25 protein-coding genes are annotated in these 24,333 nt (G+C 63.6%); 10 read left to right on the forward strand and 15 right to left on the reverse strand.

Annotation, left to right across the window (positions count from 1 at the left end):
* Positions 1-110: 110 nt before the first annotated feature.
* A complete protein-coding gene (locus tag E8A46_RS07650) occupies positions 111-869 on the reverse strand; it encodes a helix-turn-helix domain-containing protein (protein WP_291559186.1) in 759 nt (252 codons plus the stop codon).
* 196 nt (positions 870-1,065) lie between these two features.
* On the opposite strand from E8A46_RS07650, the gene E8A46_RS07655 reads away from it, so the two are divergent.
* Positions 1,066-1,452 (forward strand): response regulator, encoded by a 387-nt coding sequence (locus E8A46_RS07655; protein ID WP_291559297.1) that lies wholly within the window; start codon positions 1,066-1,068, stop codon positions 1,450-1,452.
* Between the two features lie 46 nt (positions 1,453-1,498).
* On the opposite strand, the gene E8A46_RS07660 is transcribed toward E8A46_RS07655, so the two are convergent.
* Both E8A46_RS07660 and E8A46_RS07665 read right to left on the reverse strand, forming a co-directional pair.
* Entirely contained in the window at positions 1,499-2,986 is a 1,488-nt protein-coding gene (locus E8A46_RS07660; RefSeq protein ID WP_291559298.1) for an alkaline phosphatase D family protein, read from the reverse strand.
* Positions 2,987-3,210: 224 nt separating this feature from the next.
* A complete protein-coding gene (locus tag E8A46_RS07665; protein WP_291559300.1) occupies positions 3,211-4,554 on the reverse strand; it encodes a TAXI family TRAP transporter solute-binding subunit in 1,344 nt (447 codons plus the stop codon).
* Between the two features lie 287 nt (positions 4,555-4,841).
* On the opposite strand from E8A46_RS07665, the gene E8A46_RS07670 reads away from it, so the two are divergent.
* Entirely contained in the window at positions 4,842-5,147 is a 306-nt protein-coding gene (locus E8A46_RS07670; protein ID WP_291559187.1) for a 4a-hydroxytetrahydrobiopterin dehydratase, read from the forward strand.
* 131 nt (positions 5,148-5,278) lie between these two features.
* Positions 5,279-5,653: a YkvA family protein gene (locus E8A46_RS07675; protein WP_291559188.1), complete on the forward strand. Its 375-nt coding sequence runs from the start codon at positions 5,279-5,281 to the stop codon at positions 5,651-5,653.
* 136 nt (positions 5,654-5,789) lie between these two features.
* Here E8A46_RS07675 and E8A46_RS07680 read toward each other — a convergent pair whose 3' ends face one another.
* The 3 genes from E8A46_RS07680 to E8A46_RS07690 form a co-directional block, all read right to left on the reverse strand.
* Positions 5,790-6,965, reverse strand: a complete 1,176-nt coding sequence (locus E8A46_RS07680) for a TAXI family TRAP transporter solute-binding subunit (protein WP_291559189.1) — start codon at positions 6,963-6,965, stop codon at positions 5,790-5,792.
* Between the two features lie 37 nt (positions 6,966-7,002).
* The gene (locus tag E8A46_RS07685) at positions 7,003-7,593 is read right to left on the reverse strand and encodes a hypothetical protein (RefSeq protein WP_291559190.1); all 591 of its coding nucleotides are present in this window, start codon (positions 7,591-7,593) and stop codon (positions 7,003-7,005) included.
* A 546-nt stretch (positions 7,594-8,139) separates the two neighbouring features.
* Positions 8,140-9,114: an NADPH:quinone oxidoreductase family protein gene (locus tag E8A46_RS07690; RefSeq protein ID WP_291559191.1), complete on the reverse strand. Its 975-nt coding sequence runs from the start codon at positions 9,112-9,114 to the stop codon at positions 8,140-8,142.
* A gap of 131 nt (positions 9,115-9,245) precedes the next feature.
* On the opposite strand from E8A46_RS07690, the gene E8A46_RS07695 reads away from it, so the two are divergent.
* The 6 genes from E8A46_RS07695 (at position 9,246) to argG (ending at position 15,167) form a co-directional block, all read left to right on the forward strand.
* Complete coding sequence (locus E8A46_RS07695; protein ID WP_291559192.1) at positions 9,246-10,091, forward strand: SDR family oxidoreductase; 846 nt, start codon at positions 9,246-9,248, stop codon at positions 10,089-10,091.
* A gap of 155 nt (positions 10,092-10,246) precedes the next feature.
* On the forward strand, positions 10,247-10,843 hold the full coding sequence (locus E8A46_RS07700; protein WP_291559302.1) for an invasion associated locus B family protein: 597 nt from the start codon (positions 10,247-10,249) through the stop codon (positions 10,841-10,843).
* A 183-nt stretch (positions 10,844-11,026) separates the two neighbouring features.
* The gene (rlmN, locus tag E8A46_RS07705) at positions 11,027-12,250 is read left to right on the forward strand and encodes a 23S rRNA (adenine(2503)-C(2))-methyltransferase RlmN (RefSeq protein WP_291559193.1); all 1,224 of its coding nucleotides are present in this window, start codon (positions 11,027-11,029) and stop codon (positions 12,248-12,250) included.
* Between the two features lie 151 nt (positions 12,251-12,401).
* Positions 12,402-12,896, forward strand: coding sequence for a hypothetical protein (locus tag E8A46_RS07710; RefSeq protein WP_291559194.1), 495 nt, complete (start codon positions 12,402-12,404; stop codon positions 12,894-12,896).
* Between the two features lie 79 nt (positions 12,897-12,975).
* Complete coding sequence (locus E8A46_RS07715) at positions 12,976-13,710, forward strand: phosphatase PAP2 family protein (protein WP_291559195.1); 735 nt, start codon at positions 12,976-12,978, stop codon at positions 13,708-13,710.
* Between the two features lie 119 nt (positions 13,711-13,829).
* Complete coding sequence (gene argG, locus E8A46_RS07720) at positions 13,830-15,167, forward strand: argininosuccinate synthase (RefSeq protein WP_291559196.1); 1,338 nt, start codon at positions 13,830-13,832, stop codon at positions 15,165-15,167.
* A gap of 110 nt (positions 15,168-15,277) precedes the next feature.
* Here the strand turns inward: argG and E8A46_RS07725 are convergent, their stop codons facing one another.
* The 9 genes from E8A46_RS07725 to sdhC all read right to left on the reverse strand — a co-directional run bounded on the left by E8A46_RS07725 (position 15,278) and on the right by sdhC (position 23,226).
* On the reverse strand, positions 15,278-17,065 hold the full coding sequence (locus E8A46_RS07725) for an OmpA family protein (RefSeq protein ID WP_291559197.1): 1,788 nt from the start codon (positions 17,063-17,065) through the stop codon (positions 15,278-15,280).
* A 216-nt stretch (positions 17,066-17,281) separates the two neighbouring features.
* Positions 17,282-17,548, reverse strand: coding sequence for a hypothetical protein (locus E8A46_RS07730; protein ID WP_291559198.1), 267 nt, complete (start codon positions 17,546-17,548; stop codon positions 17,282-17,284).
* Positions 17,549-17,646: 98 nt separating this feature from the next.
* Positions 17,647-18,033: a VOC family protein gene (locus E8A46_RS07735; protein WP_291559199.1), complete on the reverse strand. Its 387-nt coding sequence runs from the start codon at positions 18,031-18,033 to the stop codon at positions 17,647-17,649.
* Between the two features lie 60 nt (positions 18,034-18,093).
* A complete protein-coding gene (locus E8A46_RS07740) occupies positions 18,094-18,921 on the reverse strand; it encodes an FkbM family methyltransferase (RefSeq protein WP_291559304.1) in 828 nt (275 codons plus the stop codon).
* Between the two features lie 134 nt (positions 18,922-19,055).
* Positions 19,056-19,502, reverse strand: a complete 447-nt coding sequence (locus tag E8A46_RS07745) for a hypothetical protein (RefSeq protein WP_291559200.1) — start codon at positions 19,500-19,502, stop codon at positions 19,056-19,058.
* 161 nt (positions 19,503-19,663) lie between these two features.
* Positions 19,664-20,446 (reverse strand): succinate dehydrogenase iron-sulfur subunit, encoded by a 783-nt coding sequence (locus tag E8A46_RS07750; RefSeq protein ID WP_291559201.1) that lies wholly within the window; start codon positions 20,444-20,446, stop codon positions 19,664-19,666.
* A 129-nt stretch (positions 20,447-20,575) separates the two neighbouring features.
* Positions 20,576-22,420 (reverse strand): succinate dehydrogenase flavoprotein subunit, encoded by a 1,845-nt coding sequence (gene sdhA, locus E8A46_RS07755; RefSeq protein WP_291559202.1) that lies wholly within the window; start codon positions 22,418-22,420, stop codon positions 20,576-20,578.
* Positions 22,421-22,423: 3 nt separating this feature from the next.
* On the reverse strand, positions 22,424-22,831 hold the full coding sequence (sdhD, locus tag E8A46_RS07760; protein ID WP_291559203.1) for a succinate dehydrogenase, hydrophobic membrane anchor protein: 408 nt from the start codon (positions 22,829-22,831) through the stop codon (positions 22,424-22,426).
* The gene (sdhC, locus tag E8A46_RS07765) at positions 22,828-23,226 is read right to left on the reverse strand and encodes a succinate dehydrogenase, cytochrome b556 subunit (protein ID WP_291559204.1); all 399 of its coding nucleotides are present in this window, start codon (positions 23,224-23,226) and stop codon (positions 22,828-22,830) included. The genes sdhD and sdhC overlap by 4 nt, the downstream gene beginning before the upstream one ends.
* Before the next feature lie 250 nt (positions 23,227-23,476).
* On the opposite strand from sdhC, the gene E8A46_RS07770 reads away from it, so the two are divergent.
* A complete protein-coding gene (locus E8A46_RS07770; RefSeq protein WP_291559307.1) occupies positions 23,477-24,328 on the forward strand; it encodes a sulfite exporter TauE/SafE family protein in 852 nt (283 codons plus the stop codon).
* The last annotated feature ends 5 nt before the right edge of the window (positions 24,329-24,333 follow it).

Here is a 24,333-nt window from a genome sequence, read left to right on the forward strand (position 1 = left end):
ATCAGCGGAAATGCCAGAGCAAAAAACCCGCATTCCCGCACCATCTCCTACGCTGCTGATGCAAACCGTTTCCACCGCGCCAATGCGGCGCTTCGGGTCCGGATCATGGTCTATTTGCCCGTTCCCTCGGTCGGGTATACCCCGCGCAGTACCTCCTCGAAGTGGTTTTTGACAGTTTCGTTACAGAGGCAGGCTCGCCTCTGCAGCGCCTCGGGGTTTCGGACCAGGATCGAGCCGCGACGTGTCTCCAAAACCCCCTCCGCCTTGAAGGTCTGGATTACACGGCTGACATAGCTGCGTCCGACCCCCAGCAGGGTCGCCAGCTGCTCGTGGGTCAGCGGCACGATGTTGTCGCCATTGGTCCGCTCCATCGCCGCGATGATCCATTTCGCCGTGCGCTGCTCGATCGAATGGATCGCATTGCAGGCGGTCGACTGAAACATCTGCGCCAGCAGGCAGTCGGCATAGCGCGCGAACACGTTGCGCAGCGAGACGGAGGTTGTTTTTGCCGCATCCAGCTTTCCGACCGGCAGGCGTCCGAACGGCCCGCCGAATTTGACGGTGATGCGTGTAAAGGCCGGCAGATAACCCAGGCTGACGATTCCGCCGACGGCGCCCTCGCGGCCGACGAGAATGGTCTCGACGTCGCGGCCGTCCTCGTTGGCCACCAAATAAGAGGCAAGGCTGGGTCCGCAGGGAAAGTGGACGGTATCGACGTCGTCGCCGGGATTATAAAGCAGCTCGCTGGCCTCAGCCTCATCGGGAACGAGATGCGGGGCAATCAGCGCAAAATCGCCAGCGTTGAGTCGTCGCAACAGATTATTGTCGGGCCGATCGAGGCCGTTGGTGGCCTTTGTCTGCAAAATCATTCCGTGTTCCCTGGCTTCGCGCTTTTCACGATAACCGCTCACATCCGACTGTTGCGTGCACAAGTGCACAGACAAACGGCGTAGGGATGTGATGGTTTCATCGGGGGAACCGGCCGCCGGGGTTTGTTATGCGCGGGCGGCGGGGCCAATCCGAGTTTGTGCAATGTTTAATTCTGGAACTTTTGCTAGCGAGATGATGAACGCTTCCGCCGATCGTGTGCCCGACGATGTCCTGATCGTCGAGGACGACCCGATCATTGCGCTCGACTTCGAAGACAGGATTCTTGGTTTCGGAGTGAAAATGGTCCGGACCGCGGGAAACGTCACCCGCGCGCTTGAGATGATCGCCGATCGCGCCCCGGATTTTGCGCTGCTCGATATCGGGCTCGTCCGGGAGAAAAGTTTTGCGGTCGCCGAGCGGCTGGACGCGTTGGAAATTCCGTTCGCCTTCGTCACCGGATATGGCGCCGATGTCAGGCTTCCCGCAGCCTTCGCGCAAAAGCCGAGACTGCCCAAGCCTTGTCTGTCCGACGCATTGGCAACCTTGCTGAAAGGCTGGTCGCTTGATCGCGCCAGGCGCTGACCGGTCTTGCGCATCGGCTTCGGATTCGCACAATTCGCAGGGAATGCTAGCCTTGTTTCGGCTCGAGCGTCGTCGACCACAGCGCCACGTCGGCGCGATCGCGCAGGGTCACGGTCATTTGCCCGGTCGCGCCGTCGATTCCGACGTGGCCGAAGAACTGCATGCCGGCGGAAGGCGGCAGGTTCTGCATGTCCGGACCCGGCGCCTTGAAGAACTTCACTTCCGGACCAAACGTGTTGTCGAGCTCGCCGGGGCCAAACGTGCCGGCATGCAATGGCCCGGAGACGAATTCCCAGAACGGCTCGAATTCCCCGAATTGCGCCCTGTTGGGGTTATAATAATGCGCGGCGGTGTAGTGCACGTCCGCCGTCAGCCACACGGTATTGGTGACGCCTGCGGTCTTGATGAAGCGCAGGAGCTCGGCGATCTCCAGTTCGCGGCCGCGCGGCGGACCATCGCCTTGTGCGAAGGCTTCCGAACCCTTCCTGTTTGCCGCGTCGTCATAGACGATCAGGCTGAGCGGCATGTCGGAGGCGATCACCTTCCAGGTGGCGCGCGAGTTCAACAGCCCGCGCTTCAGCCATGACAACTGATCGGGCCCGAGGAAGTAACTGTCGGGACCGTAACTGGTTTGCAGATTCGCGCCATTGGGGCCGCGGTAGCTGCGCTCGTCCAGCATGAAGACGTCGAGATGCGGCCCGTAGCCGAGGGTGCGATAGACCCGGCCCGGCTCCACAATGCTCTCGCGCATCGGGTACATCTCGTGGAATGCGCGGGCCGCGCGCGCGGCAAGCAGGCTGATGTCGCGCACCTTGTAGGCGGCGGGAAGCTCTTTCGATGCCGACCAGTTGTTGGTGACTTCGTGGTCGTCCCACTGCACGAAGATCGGTACCTCGGCGTTGAAGGCGCGCACATTGTCGTCAAGGAAATTGTATTTATGCGCCGCGCGGAACTCGTCGAGCGTCTCGGCGACTTTGGCCTTCTCCGGGATCGTGAGGTTTTTCCACAGCTTGCCGTCGGGTAATTTTACCTCGGATGAAATGATGCCGTCGGCATAGATGGTGTCGCCGGAATGCAGCAGGAAATCCGGGGCGTGTTTGCGCATGGTGGAGAAGGTGGCCATGCCGCCATCGTCGGGATTGATCCCCCAGCCCTGTCCGGCGACATCGCCGCCCCAGACGAAACTGACGTTGCGCCGGTCGGCCGGCGCCGTGCGAAAACGGCCGGTCACCGGCTCGCCGGAAATGTCCGGATGCGACAGATCGCGGAATCTGACGCGGTAAAAAATATCCTGTCCGGCCGGGAGGTTTTCCAGCAGCATTTTCGCGGTGAAGTCGCTCTCGGGCAGCGCCGCGATCGGCGGCAAAACCCTCGCATGATTGAAGGATTCGGTGGTGGCGACCTCGACCAGCATCTGCGCGGGCCGGTCGGCGCGCGCCCACACCACGCCGCCATCGGCGCCGACATCGCCGGATTGCACGCCATGGGTCACGATCGGCCGGTCGGCGGCGCGGCTGAGATAGGGCATCGCCATGGTGCCGAGTGCGCCCGCGCCGGTGGCAAGAAAGCGCCGGCGGGAAAGCCCAACGGAAGCGCCAAGGGAAGGCCTAAGAGAGGGCCAGGACGAAATCCGGCGAGGAATTTCGATGGTCATGCAGGGCCTTTCGGATCGGTCGTCGGAATGCGAGAGGTCGTGCGGAAACATTTAGGGGGCAAATGTGACGGCTCGATTGCGGAGAGACCAGCCGCGATGACGGCTTACAAAGTTCCGGTCGCCCGGAACTGCGCGCTCGCCCGTTGCAGATTCTGCGGCATGTTCGCCAGCAACGCCTTGCGGTCGGCCACCGCGTGGTGGAACTGCTCGAGCGCGATATTGAAGGCGGTCAATGCCCCTTCCTCGATGGCGCCGTCTTCGAAGCAAAGCAGCGTATCGCGTAATATGCTGTCCGCCTCCGCCTGCATCGTGTCGAGCTCTTCGGCGGAATCGCTGCGGCGCGCGGCCGCGATCATCTCCAGCAGCCGCTCGCGAAGCGACGAGTTGTTGTGGCGCTCGTCCTTCTTCAGATAGCCCGCGAACCAGGCGCCGGCGGAGCCCATCGCGGACAGCGCCATCAATCCCCACCAGATGTAATCGCTGTAGCGATCGAGGAAGGACTTCTCCTCGCCATCGACAAAGGCCGCGGCGCCCGGATGAACCGGGATCGCGGCATCCTTGTCGGTATCCGGGGTTTCGATTTTCGCCGCCAGCGGGAATTCCGCCATCACCGTCTGCCGAATGGCGAACAATTGCCGCGTGAAGGCGGCAACCGTGGGTTCCGAGAGATCCTTGCGGGCGACAATGTGGTGCGAGAAGCTGATCGTCTTCACCTCTTCTTCCGGCCGGTCAGGTGCGCCACCAAAGGCGCCGGCGGGAATCTCGGAGGCCTCGTAGATCGGGTGATTTTGCGCAATCGCCTCCGCCGAATCGATTGCGAGGAAGGTTGGCGCGCGCCCATCGCGTGTCGAGGCGGCGACCGCCTCGGCGGTAATCTTGCTGTTGACCGGACCCGCGGCGAGATAGGCATCCGCCTTCTGGCTGCGGATGGCGTCCGCGGCCTCGTTGGTGGGAAACTGCACGATCTCGACCTTGCCCGGATCCACGCCATATTGCAGCAGGATCACCTTGAGCAGGTCGACATTGGCCTGGGTGCGGCCGATGACGCCGACGCGGCGTCCGGAGAGCTGTGCAATCTTGGTGATCTTCGGCCCGGCCTTCTTGCCCTTCACGGCCGGAGGCACCCAAAGCACGGCGACGTTCTTGCGAAGCGTCGCCACCGCTTGCGCATTCTTCGGCACGTTGAGGTCGCCGCGGATGATGGCGAGATCGGCCTTGCCGTCGGCAATGGTCTGGGCGCTCGCGGCCGCACCGTCGGTCTGAATCGGCCGCAAGCGGATATGGCTGTGGGTCTGGGCAAAGGCCTGGGTCAGCGCCTGAACGACCCTGAGGTCGTCGCTGTTGGCGGGACCGACCGCGATCCGCAATGTCACCGGCCGCATCTCAAAATAATAGCCGCCCGCCAGCGTGCCGACGATGGCAAGCAGCCCGGCCAGCACGATCAACATCATGCTGCGCTTCGGCGATCGCGGCGACGACTCTTTCGGCGGCTCGGCGAGGTCAAGACCGCTGGTCATCGATCTGGCAAACAATCGTTTGAGGTCCAATTTCATCCGCCGCTGCGGTTTGAGGGATAATTGTAGCAAATTTCGAAGCCGCGCGCAGTTACATCGGCGTCATGGTTACCGGCCGGCTCGAAAAGGGACGATTTTGACCGGTTTGCGGCGCTGGAAGTGTGGATCCAGCAGGTATGGTTCGGTGTTAGGGTAGGTTGCGGGTCAAACGGGAGGCTATCATGGCGGAGCGGCTGTCGGCGGAGGCGCGGAAATCGGCCCTCAAGGGCTTGACGGGATGGACCGAGGTGGCCGGCCGCGAGGCCATTGCACGAACCTTCGTGTTCAGGGATTTCAACGAGGCGTTCGGATTCATGTGCCGCACCGCATTGGTGGCCGAAAAGAACGACCATCACCCGGAATGGCGTAACGTTTACAAGACGGTGGAGGTGGTCCTGGCGACCCATGACGCCGGCGGCGTCACCGCGCTGGACGTCGACCTTGCAAAGGCCATGAATGCGATCGCGGCGCAGCTCGGGGTCGCCTGAACCCGGTTCCTGCCATCAAATCTTGAAGGTCGGAGCCGACATCCCCAGCTTAAGTTGGGGATCGGCGTCGACGATCAACGTGGGTCCGCCGCGGCGATCAGCCGCGCAAGCCTGATGGGAGCTCCAGGGCGATGATGTCGGAACATACCGTGGGTTTTGAGCCGGCCGACGAGCTGGCGAAGGACCGCGAAAGCGTGCGTCGGCGCTTCTGGATCAAGTTGAAGCGGGTGGTGGCAAAGCTGCCCTTTGCCGAGGATTTGCTGAGCGCCTATTATTGCGCGTTCGACAAGCAGACGCCGCGCCACGTCCAGGCCGCGTTGTTAGGGGCCATCGCCTATTTCATCCTGCCGTTCGATTTCATTCCGGACATGTTGCCGGTGCTCGGCTTTACCGACGATGCCGCTGTGCTCGCCACCGCGATCCGGATGGTCGCGAGCCACATCACGCCGGAACATCGCGAAGCCGCCCGCGCCGCGCTCAAGCGCGGGATCGAGCAAGAGAATTAAGTGTCTGGAATTGCGCGCCCGCCCCGTCGAAGTTGACCGACGGCGACGAAACGCATCCGGTCGCCTTGGCGAATTCGCATTTTTCGGCAACGGCGAGGGCCGGGGTGCGGATCACCCCGGCCCAAGCTGGAGAGGTCTAGCGTTGTTTTGGCGTCGCCTGAACCTGGGCCCGGGCTTGTTCAGCTTCCCAGGCTTTGAATTGCTTGAATAGCGCTTCCTTGTCGGCATCTGCGGGCTGCTTTCCCGACGCCGCATTCTGCTTCAGAAATTCGTCAAAGCGGCTTCGCGCGACCGGCTCGATCCGGTGGCTGTCGAGCCATTGCTGCGCGTAGGGGAAGCGGTTCCAGCCAGCCAGCGGCGCCGACAACGAAACTTCCTTCCATTTCGGATGGAAGGGCGGATTCTGGAAGGTCGGGAATTTCGTGAAGAACGCGTCCACGAACTGCGTCAGCTTGCGATAGCGATCGGTATTGGGCGCCCAGTTATACGCCGCAAGCAGCGCCGGCACCGCGATGGTGTCCACCTTCTCGCCTTCCGCGATCAGGTTCGGATAATCCTTCGCGGTCAACGTTGCCGGCAGGTAGTCACCCTGCAGCGGCTTTTCGTAATCGACCTTCACGAGGTGGAAACGGCCGTCATTGCCGAAGCTGGAGACCGATTTGTAGGGTTTGCCTCCCACCACGATGACGGCGTCGATTTCGCCGGCCTTGAGTTTCTCCATCGCAATGCGTTGCTCGACATAGACCCAGTTCGCCTTGATCCCGAGCCGATCGGCAACCGTCAGCACGGTGACGAAGGTGCTGCCGTTGGGCAGGTCGACGCTGACAGTCTTGCCTTCGAGGTCCCTCAGGCTTTGCACCGATTTCGGTGCGATGATCTGCATCTCTTCGTTGTAGAGCTTCGTCACATAGGTGAATTGCTTCTTGATGTCCTTGGCGAAGCCCTTCTTCTCAAGATAATCGAGTGTGTCGGCCCGCACGATTCCCAAATCGACGCCCTGCAGGAACAGGATGTCGGCGACGCTCTGCACAGAGCCGCGCCCGACGATCGGAAGTACGCGCAACTTGTTTCCGTCGTCGAGCACGGAAGCGAGGTCGGCGCCGAATTGCACATAGGTGCCGCCGATGGTGCCGGAGATCAGCGTCACCGTGTTGGCGTTCAGCGCCTGCTTGGTGGCGGTCGAGCCGAATTGAAAGATGGCTTTAAGGCTTTCGCTGACCTTGGCCGGGTCGTATTCGTTGACTTCCGCCCGCGCCGCAAAGCCGCAAGCCATCATCATGGCAACGAGTGCTAATCCAAATAATCGTCGCATTTTTTGTGCCCCACTTGAAAAAATTATTGCCGTTGAATTATTGCAGTTGACTGAGACGCCGCTGTGCATCGGCCGAGCCGAGCTGGGCGGCCCGCTGGTACCAGCTGCGCGCCAGCGCCGGATCGGCAGTGATGTTGCGGGCATCCTGCGTTCCCAGCACCGCGGGATCGTAGGTCTGCGCCAGCAACAGCGCGGCGCCGGGCTCCTGCGCCTCCGCCGCCCGTTCCAGCAACAGGCGGGCCGGCGGAATATCACCCGCCGCAAGCAAGCCCTTGGCCCGCGTCATCAGCGTGGCGAGTTCGTCGGCACTGATCTTTCTTGCCGGCAGCGCAGCGATCACCGGCGGAGCCGCTATCGGCGGAGCCGCAGCGACGACAGGCGGGCGGATTTCCACCGGAGCCAAGGTCTGGTGGGCTGTTTTAAGGGCGGCAGCAATTTCGTCGCGCGTCGGTGCAGTCAACGGCGAGGGCTGAACGCGGGCGGTTGATGAAGGGACCGGCGCTGGCGGAACGGGGACCGATTGAGCCTCCGATGTTCCCATCAGCATCGCCGTCGCGTTGGCAAAAACAGGGAACGGATTCCTGACCGACAGGACCGCGTAACAGGTCACCGCGGCAGCGAGCAGCACGATACTGGTCCTGATAGGACGCCGCGAGATGACCCCTCTGTTCCGGGCGCTTCCAAATACCGGTGGCAGGGGATCATCGGCATATTCAGATAGAAAGAGAGGGGCGGGATCTTCCGGGAGGTAATCATCCCTTGTCGAGACCGATCGAGGGGCGCGGTAGGACCTGAGCTGCGAACCGAACTCGTCCAAGTCCATCGGTCCGTCAAATGGTCTGTCGTCAAATGGTCTGTCATATTGTTCGCCGCTAAAGGGGAACCTTGTTTCCTGCGCCATAGTGATGCCTCCCGTTACCACGCAACATCGGGCATCGCGGCCTTAGTCAGTTTCTTATCTTCTTGTTAACCAAGCCCAGTCTGCCCGCTACTGGAACCCGTAATTCGCATTTCGAATCCGTCCAAAAAGCGACGGCCGCCGGCACGATTTGGGAGATATTTTGATTTCTTTGAGGCACCGTGCGGTTGCCCACAGCGTTTCGACGCTTGTGGCGAAAACAAGAATGGCGCGATCTGCGAACGGCTGGAACCGCATCCGCCGCCCATTTTCGCATCACGGATGCAGGATCACCTTGCCCATCGCCTTGCGTCCCGCGAGCACCTTGAGGGCATCGGCGGTCTGTGCCAGCGGAAAGGTGCGGTCGACATGCGAGGAGATCTTGCCCTCCGCGGTCCACTTCACGAGCTTTTCCAGATTGGCGCGATTCTTTTCCGGATTGAGCCGTGCCCACGCGCCCCAGAACACGCCGCGGATATCGCAGCCCTTCAGCAGTGCCAGATTGAGCGGCATTTTCGGAATCTCGCCGGCGGCGAAACCGATCACCAAAAAGCGGCCCTCCCATGCGATCGACCGCAGGGCCGCTTCGGCATAGCTGCCGCCGACGGGATCAAAAATGATGTCGGCGCCCTTGCCGCCGGTGAGCCGGCGCAGGCCTTCCTTGAGATCTTCCTTGGCGTAGTTCAGGCCGAGCTCGGCGCCATGCGTCTTGGCGAATTCAAGCTTCTCGTCTGACGATGCGCAGGCAATGACCTTCAGGCCCATCAGCTTGCCGAGTTCGCATGCCGCCAGGCCGGTGCCGCCGGCAGCGCCTAACACTGCCATGGTCTCCCCCGCTTTCGGGCGGGCGCGATCCTCCAGCGCATGCAGCGCGGTGCCGTAGATGATGATGATCCCGGCGGCGCGGTCGAAATCCAGATTGTCGGGAATCCTGACGATGGAATTGGCCGGCAGCGCGATCTTTTCACGCGCGCCGTTGTGGCCGCACGAGGCCACGACGCGGTCGCCGGCCTTGAGGTCGGTGACCCCTGCGCCGACACTTTCGATCACGCCCGCGACCTCGGCCGCCGGCGAAAACGGAAACGGCGGCTTGATCTGGTATTTGCCCTGGATCATCAGGAGGTCGAAGAAATTCAGCGCGGCGGATCTGATCGCGATCACGGCCTCGCCGGGGCCCGCCACCGGATCCGGCAGCTCGGTCAGCACGAGATCGTCGGGGCCGCAATATTGCGAGCAGAGAATGGCTTTCATGGATTCACCTGAGTTTCCGGCGCGCAAGCAACGCGGTACGCTTCATGCCGGATTTGAAGCCGGGCTACAATTGGATTCGAAGGCCCGCTGCCCGGGATCAGGGCCGGCTTTGGCCGAAGAGGGTTAAAACGATGTTCGAAAAAGGCCTGCTCGCGGGAAAGCGGATATTGGTCACCGGCGGCGGCTCCGGGCTCGGCGCCGCGATGGTGCACCGTTTCGTCGAGCTTGGCGCCGAACTGATCATCTGCGGCCGACGGCTCGACGTGCTGGAGGCGACGGCCGCCAAGCTCCGCGCCGATCTCGGCGGCAAGGTCGACGTCATCAGATGCGATATTCGCGATGGTGCCGGCGTCGATGCCATGATGGATGCGATCTGGCGCACCGCGCCGCTCGACGTTCTCGTCAACAACGCCGCCGCGACCTTCGTCGCGCAGACCGAGCACTTGTCGTTTCGCGCCGCCGACGCGGTTCTGGCACCGACGCTGCACGGCGCGATGTATTGCACGCTGGCTGCGGGCAAGCGCTGGATCGAGGCAGGGCACCGGGGCGTGGTGCTGAGTATCCTGTCGACCTCGACCATTACCGGCCGCGCCTTCACGGTGCCGTCGGCGATGGCCAAGTCGGCGATTCTCGCGATGACCAAAAGCCTCGCGGTGGAGTGGGGACCCAAGGGGATCCGCACGGTGGCGATCGCGCCTGGCGCGTTTCCGACCGCGGGCGCCGTCGGCCAGCTTCGGCCCCAGGGCCGCGACGACAACTGGGGATCGAGAAATCCGCTCGGCCGCGTCGGCGAACATGGCGAGCTTGCCAATCTTGCGAGCTTCCTGATTTCCGATTCCGCCGGCTACATCAATGGCGAGATGGTGGTGCAGGACGGTGGCGCGCATTTGCGCAGTTCCGGCGCCGAGGACCTCCTGGCCTGGACCGAGGCGCAGTGGGAGGCGCAGCGGATGGCGCGGTCGAAGGACCGCACATAAAATGGCGCAGCGAGCGCGGAGCGGTCTCGGACGCTGGTGTCCGTGAGGACCGTAACTGCCTTCCCAACCAGAGATTTCCCGGCTATCCATCGGGCCTGTGACCACACGGTATCGGGCCATCTTCCAGTCACAATAATGAGGGACCAGATTTGGCGATGTTCGTGCGGCGAATGCTGACAGCTCTGATGGCAAGCGTACTGGTGTGCGGGGGTGCAGGCCTTGCGCAGGCGCAGGGCGCGCCGTCGAAAGGCGCGGCCAAGCCGGCGGCGGCCAAGCCGGAAGCTGCCGCCGCCGCTGTCGGTGCCGAGCCGACATTGATCGGCCAGTTCGGCCCCTGGGGCGCCTACACCGCGACGCCGAACGGAAAGAAGGTATGCTTCGCGCTGGCAAAGCCTTCATCGTCAAAAACCAATCCGCCGAACCGTCCGCGCGACCCGGCCTATGCGTTCGTCTCCACGCGTCCGGCTGAAAAGGTTGTCAACGAAGTCTCGATCATGATCGGCTATGCCCTGAAACCAGGTTCGGAATCGACGCTCGAAGTCGGCGGCGCTTCCTACGCGATGTATACCCAGGGCGATGGCCTCTGGATCAAGAACGCCGCCGAGGAAGAGCGGATGGTGGATGCCATGCGCAAGGCCGCCGATGTCACCGTCAAGGGCGTGTCGACGAAGGGCACCGAGACCACCGACGTGTTCTCGCTGAAGGGGCTTGCCCAGGCGCTCGACCGGCTGGCGCAGGATTGCAGGCGGTAGCGGCCTCAATGTCAAAAACCACGTTGTTTGGCGGCCCTAGAAGGCCTATCTGGTAGCTGTATCTCCCCATGGTGAGGAGGCGCGTTTGCGCCGTCTCGAACCATGAGGCCACAAGCTCATCCTGCGAGACGCGGCGAAGACGCCGCTCCTCAGGATGAGGAAACAACCCTCTAGCCGTGACGCATGACCATCACCATCACTTCAATCGAATCCGGATCCTATGCCCCGGCGCCCCTGGAAAAGGTCGCGCTGGAATCCTACGTGCCGCCGGCAAAGCCTTCGCTGGTCGGGTTGTCGCGTGACGAGATCGCCGAACAATTGGGAGCCATCGGCGTCGCGGCTGCGCAGCGCAGGATGCGGGTGCAGCAGCTGTGGCACTGGATCTATGTCCGCGGCGCGCAGCGGTTCGACGAGATGACCAGCATCTCCAAGGAGATGCGCAGTCAGCTCGAAGCGCATTTCACGGTGGCGCGGCCCGAGGTGGTCGCCGAACAGATTTCCAGCGACGGCACCCGCAAATGGCTGTTGCGGCTGCCGAGCGGCGACAGCATCGAGAAGGCGCATGAAGTCGAGTGCGTCTATATTCCGGAAACCGATCGCGGCACGCTGTGCGTTTCATCGCAGGTCGGCTGCACGCTGAATTGCTCGTTCTGCCATACCGGCACGCAACGGCTGGTGCGCAACCTCACCGCGGGCGAAATCGTCGGCCAGGTCATGGTGGCGCGCGACCGCCTCAATGACTGGGCCGACCGCGAAACGCCGACCGGCGGCCGTCTCGTCACCAACGTGGTGATGATGGGCATGGGCGAGCCCTTGTATAATTTCGACGCGGTGCGCGACGCGCTCTTGATCGTGTCGGACAATGAGGGCATCGGAATTTCCCGCCGCCGCATCACGCTGTCGACCTCGGGCGTGGTGCCGAACATCATCCGCACCGGCGAGGAGATCGGCGTCATGCTGGCGATCTCGCTGCATGCGGTGCGCGACGAATTGCGCAACCAACTGGTGCCGCTGAACCGCAAATATCCGATTGCCGAACTGCTGCAGGCCTGCCGCGATTATCCCGGCTCCTCCAACGCGCGGCGCATCACCTTCGAATATGTCATGCTGAAAGGGGTCAACGATTCGCTCGATGATGCCAAGCTGCTGGTGAGGCTCCTGAAGGGGATTCCGGCCAAGATCAATCTCATTCCGTTCAATCCGTGGCCGGGCACGGTTTACGAATGCTCGGATTGGGAACAGATCGAAAAATTCTCCGAATATATCTTCAACGCCGGCTACTCCTCGCCGGTGCGCACGCCGCGCGGCCGCGACATCCTGGCTGCCTGCGGCCAGTTGAAATCGGAGACCGAGAAATTGTCGGTGCGCGAGCGGCAGGCGCTGCGCGCCATGGCGATGACGGATTAGCGATGACGAGACTTCCGATTCAGGCTGTCATTGCCTGCGACAAACGCGAAGCGTTTGCGCAAGGGAGCGAAGCGACGAAGCAATCCAGCGTCCCGTGCGGTGCCATGGATTGCTTCGCTGGCGCTCGCAATGACGAGTTCGGATTGCCCGCATGGCATTGATCGGTCGCCTGTTCGTCATCCTCTTCGGATTTCTCGCCGCCTCTCTGGTGGCGGGGATGATCGTGGTCGGTGCGATCATGTTTCCCGAATTCAGCGACCTCGGTGCCGGTCCGGTTGATCCCGGCGCGCTGAACGTCCTGCTCGGTTTCGGCTTCATCTTTGTCAGCGGTTTTGCGCTTCTGCCGGCGGCGATCGTGGTCGCGATCACGGAAGCGTTTTATATCCGGGGCGCGCTGACCTACGCGGTTGGCGGCGGCATCGTTGGCCTGGCGTGCTATCTGGGCCTCGTGCCCTTCGATTCCGAGACGCTTCGCTTCGAGGGCATCGTGCGGCGTCACCTCGAAATCATGACCGGGGCGGGCATCGTCGCGGGCGTGGCCTACTGGATGATCGCCGGTCGCAATGCCGGCGCCTGGCGCAAGCCGCCGACCCCGCTGCGGTCGCCGCCGCCATTGCCGTCGCATTCGCCGCCGCCGGCATTGTAGCAAGCGTTACCCTCCCCTGGAGGGATCCGGCCACAGCCAAGCCTTTTCATCGCGAACCTCCTCGGCTAAACCCCGCGCCATGAACCGGACCGGACTCATCATCGCGCTCACGCTGGCGCTTGCTGTCGGATTGCTGTTCGGGATTTATCCCGAACTCGATCTCAAGCTCACCGCATGGTTCTACGATGCTCCGAGCAAGACGTTTCCGCTGAAGCTCAATGCGCTGGCGGCCATCGCGCGCGACGGTGCGATGTGGATTGCCTGGGGCCTGGCGCTGCCGGCGATCGTTGCGCTGCTCGTGAAACTGGCGCGGCCGGACCGGCCGCTGCTGATGTCGGGGCGTGCGATCGTTTTCCTGCTGGCGACGCTGATCCTTTCCGCCGGTGTTCTCACCAACCTCACCTTCAAGAGTTACTGGGGCCGGCCGCGTCCCGTGACCGTGACGCAATTCAATGGCGATCAGCCGTTCGTGGCGTGGTGGGATCCGCGCGGCAGCTGCGGACGCAATTGCTCGTTCTTCTCCGGCGAAGGTGCCACCGCCTTCTGGACCTACGCGCCCGCGGCGCTGACGCCGCCGGCGTGGCGGCCGCTGGCCTATGCCGCCGCAACGGCGTTCGGGGTTATGACCAGCCTGCTTAGGATGGCGTTCGGCGGGCACTTCTTTACCGATGTCGCCGCCGCCGGGCTGGTCACGTTTCTGGTGATCTGGCTGGCGCACGGCTATATCTACCGCTGGCCCTCGACCCGGCTTACCGATGAAGGCGTCGATGCCGCGCTGACGCGGCTGGCTACTCGTTTCCGCAAGCCGGGGTAATCCTGCTCCGGTCGTTCGAGCGCCATCCGCGATTAAACGCGTGCCGATCGGCGCGAAATTTGATATTCGCGCACTCAATTCGCTGGAAACGCCAGCCATTACGACCGATTGGAAGCTCCATGAGTACGATCTTGAAGGGCCTGCCCAAAGGGGAAAAAGTCGGCATTGCTTTCTCGGGCGGTCTCGACACCAGCGCGGCGCTGTTGTGGATGAAACAGAAAGGCGCCCGCGTCTTCGCCTATACCGCCAATCTCGGCCAGCCCGATGAGGCCGACTACGACGAGATCCCGCGCAAGGCGCAGGGCTTCGGCGCCGAGAAAGCCCGACTGGTGGATTGCCGTACGCAACTGGTCCACGAAGGTATCGCCGCGATCCAGTCCGGCGCTTTCCACATCAGCACCGGCGGCGCCACCTACTTCAACACCACGCCCCTGGGTCGCGCTGTGACCGGCACGATGCTGGTCGCGGCCATGAAGGAGGACGGCGTCAACATCTGGGGTGATGGCTCGACGTTCAAGGGCAACGATATCGAGCGGTTCTACCGCTACGGCCTGCTGACCAATCCGAGCCTCAAGATCTACAAGCCCTGGCTCGACCAGCAGTTCATCGACGAGCTGGGCGGCCGTGCGGAAATGTCGGCGTTCCTGACCGCCAACGGCTTCGACTACAAGATGAGCGCCGAGAAGGCGTATTCGACCGACAGCAATATCCTCGGCGCTACCCACGAGGCCAAGGATCTCGAGCGCCTGGACAGTGGCATCAAGATCGTCACTCCCATCATGGGCGTGCCGTTTTGGCGCGACGACCGTGTCGTCAAGGCCGAAACGGTCACCGTGTGTTTTGCGGAGGGACAGCCCGTCGCGCTGAACGGCCAGACGTTCGCCGATCCGGTCGCGCTGTTTCTCGAGGCCAACGCCATCGGTGGTCGACATGGCCTCGGCATGAGCGACCAGATCGAGAACCGGATCATCGAGGCCAAGAGTCGCGGCATTTACGAAGCTCCCGGCATGGCGCTGCTGCACGTCGCCTACGAGCGCCTGCTCACCGGCATCCACAACGAAGACACCATCGAGCAATACCGGATCAGCGGCATGCGCCTTGGCCGGTTGCTCTACCAGGGGCGGTGGTTCGATTCTCAGGCTCTGATGCTGCGCGAAACGGCCCAGCGCTGGGTGGCTCGCGCCATCACCGGCGAGGTCACGCTCGAACTGCGACGCGGCAACGACTACTCCATCCTGAACACCGAGAGCCCCAACCTGACCTATCAGCCGGAGCGGCTGAGCATGGAGAAGGTGGACGATGCGGCGTTCACGCCGGCGGACCGGATCGGCCAGCTGACCATGCGCAACCTCGACATCACCGATACCCGCGCCAAACTGAATCTCTACGCCGAGGCAGGCCTGCTATCGATCGGGGACAGCTCCCACATCTTCAAACTCGATACCGACAAGGACTGAGAACAGCACGGCCGCGCCGTTGGCCTAGTGCTGCGGAAACGATCCGGGGAGAGCAAACAAAATGGCCGGGATTGCTCCCGGCCATTTTCCTTTTCGACCTTGCTCTCGCCTCACCGCGGCGGGGCGGTGCCCGGGGGCGGCGGCGGCAGTGTCGCCACGCCGCCGTTGAGCAACGGCGTGATGCGGCGGATGGTGACGCGGCGGTTGATACGGCTCGGTCCGTCGGTCTGCTCTTTCAGATATTGAGAGCCATAGCCCTGCGAGGTCAGGTTTTCCGAGGGCACCCCGAATTGCTGGGTCAGCAACTCGGCCGCGGATTCGGCGCGCCGATCCGATAGCGAGAGATTGTCGACGGGATTGCCGACCGCGTCGGTGTGACCCTCGATCAGGAACACCTCGCGCGGGTTGCGCGCGATCGCCCGATTGAGCCCTTCCGCGATCACCTGCAGCCGCGCCGCCTGATCGGGCGGAATCTCCCACGATCCGGTCTCGAAGGTGATGGTGTTGAGATCGATGCTCGGCATCAACTGCCGCACCGACGGGCTGTAGCGGATCTCGTCGAGCGAATAACGTCGCTCGATCCGGTCCACCGGCGGCGCTTCCATGGTGTCGTAGATCAGGTCCGGCGACGCATCGTCGGCATCCACGATGTACCGGTCGTAGGGGATCCGGATCACCGGCGGCGGCAGGTCGACGTAGAACCCACCGGCGTCGCGAGGATCGCGGTAGCTGTTGTCGATGATGATGATCTCGCGGCCCTCATGGTCCCGCCTGATCCGGCGCAGCAACTGTCCGTCGCGGCCGACGACGGTGATGATCTGCGAGCCATCGGGACGAATCACGATGGTGCGGGTCTCGCCGCCGACCTGCTGGGTCTGGATATCGCGTGCGCCGAAACGGAATCGATCCTCTTCGTTGTGGCGAATGAACGACTGACCGCCGGGATCGACCACGATGACCCGGCCCGGCTCGGTGAAGACCTTGCGGCCGCCCTGGTCGCTTTCCTGCCGTTGGCCACGGAAATCCTCCATGCGGCGCGGTCCCTGCGGCGCCGCGCCCGGCGCAATCGGGGTCAAAGCCTGAGCCGGCGGCGGGGCCGCTGGAATCGGCGCGGCTACCGTTGGCGGCGCGTGACGGACCAACGGCGCAGCTCCGGGCGGCAGCGCGGTCTGCCCACCGGGTGCGGCCGGAGCGGTGCCCGGAGCAGGGGTGACCGGCGGCGGCCCGGTCCGCGGTGGCGGCGGTGGTGTGCCCGCGCCCGGTGAAGGAGTGGCGGGAGCGGCGCCCGGCGCAGGGGCGGCCGGGGGCGGCCCGGCGTGCGGTGGCGGCGGGGGTGTGGCCGCGCCCGAGGGCGGCGGCGGCGGTGCGGCTCCGCCCGCAGGCGGCCGCGGAGGCGGTGCCATTTTCTCCCGCTCTCTTGCCCTCTCCATCTCCAGCTCTCTTTCCCGCTCCTGCTGCTGCATGGCGGGCCCAGCCGGAGGCTTCGGTGGCGCAGGCGGCGGCGCTGCCGCCGGGGGAGTCGGCGGAGCGGGATGTGGCGGTGGTGCTGCCGCCGGCGGCGGCACATGCGGCGGCGCTGCAGCAGGCGGCGGAACGTGCGGCGGCGCAGCAGCGGGCGGTGGCGGCGGAGCGGGATGCGGCGGTGGTGGCGGTGGCGCGGGATGCGGCGGTGGTGGCGGTGGCGGCGGCGGAGCAGGCCGTGGAGGTGCGGCGGCCGGAGGCGCCGGGTGCGGCGGCGGCGCTGCCTTCGGCGGCTGCTTGGGCTTTCCATCGGGACCCAGCTCCTCATGGGCCTGCGCGACGACCAGCGGCGCAGTCTGCGCGTGCGATGGAGCAGCGGCCAGTTGCAGCGCGGTGAGAGCTGTGGTGGCAAGCAGCAAGAGTCGAAGTTTTGTCATGATGGTGGCGTCCCCGGAAAAATCTTGGCAACAAGGTTTGGCAACATGGTCTGTCAACAAACTCTGGCGATCAACGAACAAGCGTTAGGCCGGATTGTGGCGTCGTTCAAACCAGAATTGGTATTTATTTCCCGCACTGCAAAGTCCGGATGCGTGCTTGTTCATTTCGCATTCAGATCATCATTCCAATTCGCAGTCTTGCATTTCCCCTTGCGGCTATTCGCTGCACCTTGGCACGGAGTCGGCTACGAAGCCGATATTTCCCGTGTCGGTCGCGGGTGAGGGTGTGTTCGGTCCCTGCGGTCCGCGCACCGGCAATTCCTCCGGCGTGCGGCCCGGCAACTCCTCTGGCCGTGGCGGCTCACCCGGTTCCTGCATCGGCGGTGGCACCTCGGGGCGAGGGCTTCCGGGCGGGCTTTCCTGCGGCGGCTCCGACGGCTGCCCGGGCTTGATCGGCGGGTCCTCTGTGGGGTCGATCGGCATTCACGGTCCCACCTTGCCGTTATCGTTTTCCATGCTGGCTCCATGACGGTCGGAGCGATAACGACGCCGGCAAGGCGATGTTCCCCTGGCAAATGAGCTCAGCCCGGCGCGTGACAGACCGCTTCGATGTTGTGGCCATCGGGATCGAGCACAAATGCGCCGTAGTAATCGGGATGATAATGCGCACGAAGGCCGGGTGCGCCATTGTCGCGCCCGCCCGCGGCGATGGCAGCCTCGTAGAAGGCGTTCACGGCGGAGCGATCCTTTGCGAGTATGGCGACGTGTACCGGCTTGTTCAATCCGCCTTCGCCGCCGATCCAGAAATCCGGCTTGCCGTTGGCGCCAAAGCCGGCTGCGGGATCACGACCGGTCTGTTCCTGCGTGACCTCCATGACGAGGCTGTAGCCAAGAGGCGCCAGCGCCCTGGTGTAGAATGCCTTCGCGCGCGGATAGTCGGAAACCGAAAAGCCGAAATGGTCAATCATCGTCATCTCCCGGGCCTGAAGATCAATTTGCGGCAATGAAGCCGGTAGGCGCCGGGCTCTTCAGCCGCGCACCAGCATGGTGTTGCTGCGGGTCCTGCCGGTCTCCGCATAGCGGCGCGCGCGCATGTCGGCAATGCAGTCGTCCAGCCACTCGTTCCGCGACAGATGTTCGATCACCACCGCACGCGGCCACAGGCGTTGCGGCGCCTGCTTGAAGAAGCCGGTCAGAACGCGGTCCTCAAATCCCTCGACGTCGATCTTCAGGGCGTCGACGTGATCCGCGCCGGCATCGTCGAGAATGCGTTGCAGCCGCAACGAAGGCACCTTGATGGCATTGCCAGGGCGGTCGCCTGACACGATGTGGCTGGCGCCGAGATTGTCACCGTCGGTCGCGATCATCAGCTCGCCGTCGGAAGGACCGGCGGCGGCGGCCACGAGTTGAACCTGCGTGAAGCCGGACGCGCTACGATTAAAGGCCAGCCGGGCGTGGGTGACGGGATGCGGTTCGATCGCGATCACCTTCCCGGAGGCGCCGACATGCCGCGCCAGAACCATGGCGTAGGTGCCGACGTTGGCGCCGACATCGACGAACACCCCGCCGATCGGCGTATGTGCCCGCAGAAAATCCAGCTCTTCGAGATTGTAGTCGGGATTGAACAGGGCGCCGCGCTCCGTGGCGCTGGCCTGGTGATAGAACCGGAACGATGCGCCCTGATAGGGCACATCGAGCGGCCCGGCGCGCAGGGCGTTGATCAGCCGCGACAGCATCGGGCGGAACGCGCCGCGCTTCAATCGCGAGCGATGCGCAAGTGAGATGATCGAAGCCTGCGCGCGCGTCGGCGCGAACGCCCCGAAAGGTGGCGCCGCCGGATCATTGGCAGGCGCGATGCCTGGGGGGAGGGTTGATGAGGTCACGGATGTGCTCGCCGAAGAATGCCGCGCCTACTTAGCCGACTTTTGCCGGCGGATCCAATGACACCAGGATGATTGGCATGGCGTCGGGGCCCGCGGCCGGTCCTGGATTATGTCCGGGATCTGGTCCCGAGAAGCTGAGCGCAGACGCCCCCGAGAATGCCGAAATTCCTCGTCGGTGCGCCGGTGCCGTTCTGGTCCTCGGTGACAACCTGGGTGATGACCCCCTCCGGCGACACGGTGACGCTCATCTTGCAACGCCGGGGGTCATCGGTCATGTAACCAGGGGTGTGCCCGTCTCCATAGAGACCTGCCGAACCCGTATCGATCCGGCGGTCGTCAGCCGAAACCGTTGCGGGATCAAGTTCCCAGACATACGTCGTTTGGTCGTTGTCCATTTTATTGCGGCTGATCGGCTTGCCAAACTGAGATACGAGAGAACTCGCAGTTTTCCCGACGAATTGGTCGCCAAGCCGCGACGTCGACGCCACCTCTTGCCCGGGCGCCGCGCAGCCGCCCAACGCGGCGCAGACCGCGACGATTTCCAGAATTCGCATGTTTGTTGTCCCTAGACGGGCGGATAGTTTCGCAACCGCAAGCCCTGAGCAAGGGAATTTCGAACCCATGGCGAGGCGGCGCGCCGGGGTTGCGGTCGGGCCTCAATTTGCGGTGTCGACGTCTGTTCCGGTGCGTGCGATAGGCGGCCGGCGGCCGCGGCTCAGATCTGCCGCTCGACCATCTTGAGCTTGAGTTCGGCGATGGCCTCGGCGGGATTGAGGCCCTTCGGACAGGCCTTAACGCAGTTCAGGATGGTGTGGCAGCGATAGAGCCGGAACGGGTCCTCGAGATTGTCGAGCCTCTCGCCAGTGGCTTCATCGCGGCTGTCCTTGACCCATCGGTTCGCCTGCAGCAACGCGGCCGGGCCGAGATAACGGTCGCTGTTCCACCAATAGCTCGGGCACGAGGTCGAGCAGCAGGCGCAGAGAATGCATTCATAGAGGCCGTCGAGTTTCTCGCGGTCCGCGTGGCTCTGCCGCCATTCCTTCTGTGGCGTCGGCGTTGTCGTCTGCAGCCACGGTTCGATCGAGGCATATTGCGCGTAGAAATTGGTGAGATCAGGCACCAGGTCCTTGACCACGGGCTGATGCGGCAGCGGATTGACCTTCACCGCGCCATCCTTCACGTCATGCATCGACTTGGTGCAGGCCAGCGTATTCTGGCCGTCGATATTCATGGCGCAGGAACCGCAGACGCCCTCGCGGCAGGAGCGGCGGAATGTCAGCGTCGGGTCGATGTTGTTCTTGATCCAGATCAGGCCGTCGAGCACCATCGGGCCGCAATCATGGGTGTCGATGAAATAGGTGTCGACGCTCGGATTTTTGCCGTCATCCGGGTTCCAGCGATAGACCTTGAATTCGCGCGTCTCGGTGGCGCCCGCCGGCTTCGGCCAGCTCGTGCCGCCTGTGATCCTCGAATTTTTCGGCAGTGCGAATTCAACCATCTTCTCTCGCCTTTCGTCATTCCGGGGCGCGCGCAGCGCGAGCCCGGAATCCATACTCCCCGCCATGGCTATGGATTCCGGGCTCGCTCGCTTCCCGAGCGCCCCGGAATGACGGGCTATGATTGTTAATCAATACACCCGCGCTTTCGGCGGGATGTATTGAACGTCGTTGGTCATGGTGTAGTCGTGCACCGGGCGATAATCGACCGCGGTGTTGCCGCGATCGTCGATCCACGCCAGTGTGTGCTTCATCCAGTTCTTGTCGTCGCGGTCGGGGAAATCCTCGCGCGCATGGGCGCCGCGGCTCTCGGTGCGGTTCGCCGCCGAGTCCATCGTCACCACCGCCTGCACGATCAGATTGTCGAATTCGAGGGTCTCGACCAGGTCGGAATTCCAGGTCAGCGAGCGGTCGCTGACCGAGATGTCTGCGATGCCGCCGTGCACCTTGTGAATCAGATTGTGCCCTTCGGTCAGCACCTCGCCGGTGCGGAACACCGCGCAATTGTTCTGCATCACATTCTGCATGCTGTCGCGCAGCTTCGCGGTCGGCGTGCCGCCGGCGGCGTAGCGATAATGATCGAGCCGGCCGAGCGACTTGTCGGCCGAATCCGCCGGCAATTCCGGCTGCGTGCCGTTCGGCGCCAGCTTTTCGGCGCAGCGCAACGCCGCGGCGCGGCCGAACACCACGAGATCGATCAGCGAGTTGGAGCCGAGACGGTTGGCGCCATGGACCGAAACGCAAGCCGCTTCGCCCACGGCCATCAGGCCCGGCACCACGAAATTGTCGTCGCCGTTCTTCTTGGTCAGCACTTCGCCGTGATAATTGGTGGGGATGCCGCCCATGTTGTAATGCGCGGTCGGAACGATCGGGATCGGCTCGCGCGTCACATCGACATTGGAGAAGATCCGCACCGTTTCCGAGATGCCCGGCAGCCGTTCGTGCAGCACCTTGGGATCGAGATGATCGAGGTGCAGGAAGATGTGGTCCTTTTTCTTGCCGACGCCGCGGCCTTCGCGGATTTCGATGGTCATCGCGCGCGAGACCACGTCACGCGACGCCAGATCCTTGGCGGATGGCGCATAGCGCTCCATGAACCGCTCGCCGTCCGAATTGACGAGATAGCCGCCTTCGCCGCGCGCACCCTCGGTAACCAGGCAACCGGCGCCGTAGATGCCGGTCGGGTGGAACTGGACGAATTCCATGTCTTGCAGCGGCAGGCCGGCGCGCAGCGCCATGGCGCTGCCATCACCGGTCTGGGTGTGGGCGCCGGTGCAGGAATGATAGATGCGCCCATAGCCTCCGGTGGCAAGGATGGTGGTTTGCGCCCGGAAGCGATGCAGCGTGCCGTCGTCGAGCTTCAGCGCAATCACGCCGCGGCAGGTGCCCTGGTCATCCATGATCAGGTCGATGGCGAAGAACTCGATATAGAATTCCGCCGCGTGGCGCAGCGCCTGGCCGTACATGGTGTGCAGCATGGCATGGCCGGTGCGGTCGGCGGCGGCGCAGGTGCGCTGCGCCTGCCCCTTGCCGTAGTCCAGCGTCATGCCGCCGAACGGGCGCTGGTAGATCTTGCCGTCTTCGGTGCGCGAGAACGGCACGCCCCAATGTTCGAGTTCGTAGACCGCCGCCGGCGCATGGCGCACCATGTATTCGATCGAATCCTGATCGCCGAGCCAGTCCGAGCCCTTGACGGTGTCGTACATGTGCCAGCGCCAGTTATCCACGTGCATGTTGCCGAGCGCCGCGGAGATGCCGCCCTGCGCCGCCACCGTATGCGAACGGGTCGGAAATACCTTGGTGATGCAGGCGGTCTTGAGGCCGGCCTCGCTGCAGCCGACCACCGCGCGCAGGCCGGCGCCGCCGGCGCCGACGACCACGACATCATAGGTGTGGTCTTCAATCGGATAGGCGTGGCCGTTGGTGGCCGGGCCACCACTGCCATTCGCGGCGTTGCCGTTTCCGCCTACGGCCATGGGCTACACTCCGGATGACAATTTGAGGATGGCGTAGATCGAGGCCAGCGCCACCGCAATCGAGAAGAAATTGTTGGCCATGACGGCGACGAGCTTCGTCGTCTCGTGCTGCACATAGTCCTCGATCACCACCTGCATGCCGATCTTCATGTGCCAGGCGCTGGCGATGATGAACAGCAACAGGATGATCGCGACCAGCGGCGATCCGAGAATTTGCGCGGCGCCGGCCTGATTGCGGCCGAGCAGCATCATCACCACCACGATGACGGGCACCATCAGCAGCACCATGGCCACGGCGGTGAGGCGCTGGCGCCAGAAATCCGAGGTGCCGGAATGCGAGGCGCCGAGATTGCGAACACGGGCAAGCGGCGTGCGCATCGATCGGGTCGCTTCGGTATTGGGCGCGGTCATCGTCCGCCTCCGATGGCGTAGGCGGCGATCCAGAGCAATACGGTCAGGCAGATGCCGCCGATCAGCGCGCCCCATGTCAGCGCTTCGCGCTCGCTGGCCTTGAAGCCGTAACCCAGATCCCAGACCAGATGCCTGATGCCGCTGAGCAGATGATGCAGCAGCGCCCACGTATAGCCGAACACGATCAGGCGGCCGAGGAAGCTGGAGGTAAAGGCCTGCACGTGGGCGTAGGCGGTGGGTCCCGATGCGGCCGCTATCAGCCACCACGCCAGCAGCAAGGTGCCGAAATACAGGGCGACGCCGGTCAAGCGATGGACGATGGACAGCGCCATCGTCAGGGTCCAACGATAGGTCTGCAGGTGAGGTGAAAGCGGTCTTTCGATCCTGGCGGTCATCGGCGGCTTTGATGGTTTGCGGGCCTCCGCAGGGGCCCTTTGGGGATCGCGATCGACGGGTCCTATTTACGAACTCGAAACAGCCAGCGCAACGACGAAATCTGCAGGTTGCGAACCTATGTTCATAGCTTGAGATGAGCCTTGCATTGCCGGGCATTGACAAGGCCCGGGTGCGCTGGTGGCTGGTATACCTGAAGCACGATTCATGAACGCGCTCGGATTCGGCGCGAGCAGGAGGAAAATGGGGATGCTGGTCGCTGGGCTTGATGTCTCCGAGCTTCTCCAACTGGCGCTGCTGCTGGTGGTGGTCGGCGCGCTGTCCGGATTTCTGGCGGGCGTGTTCGGGATCGGCGGCGGCGCCATCCTGGTGCCGGTGTTTTTTGAATGCTTTCGGCTGGCCGGCGTGCCGCTCGAGGTGCGGATGCCGCTGTGCGTCGGCACCTCGCTCGCCATCATCATTCCGACCTCGATCCGCTCCTTCCGCGCCCATTACGCGCGCGGCGCGGTGGATATGAGGGTTCTGCGCGCGTGGTGGCTGCCGGTGCTGGTCGGCGTTCTCGCCGCCACCGTAGCCGCGCGTTATGCACCCGAGCGGTTGTTCAGGATCGTATTCGTGACGGTGGCATGGTTCGCCGCGGCGCGGCTGTTGCTGGGGCGCGAGACCTGGAAACTCGGCGACGATCTCCCGCAGGGACCGTTGATGCGCATTTACGGCTTCCTTGTCGGGCTTCTTGCCACGTTGATGGGTGTCGGTGGCGGGCTGTTCGCGAATCTGGTGATGACGTTTTATGGCCGGCCGATACATCAGGGGGTCGCGACCTCGTCGGCGCTGGCGGTGCTGGTCTCGATTCCCGGCGCGCTCGGCTATGTCTATGCCGGCTGGCCCGTGGCAGCGCATTATCCCGATGTGCTGGCGCTGCAATCGCCGTTTGCGATCGGCTACGTCTCGCTGATCGGCGCGGTGCTGGCGATGCCGACCAGCCTGCTCACCGCGCCGCTCGGGGTGAGAGTAGCCCATGCGATGTCGAAGACCACGCTGGAGCGCGCCTATGGCAGCTATCTCTTCATCGCCGGCGCCCGGTTTGTGATCAGCCTGCTGTAACCGAC

The organism is Bradyrhizobium sp. (assembly GCF_004799445.1).
In the GTDB taxonomy this organism is placed as follows: Bacteria; Pseudomonadota; Alphaproteobacteria; order Rhizobiales; family Xanthobacteraceae; genus Bradyrhizobium.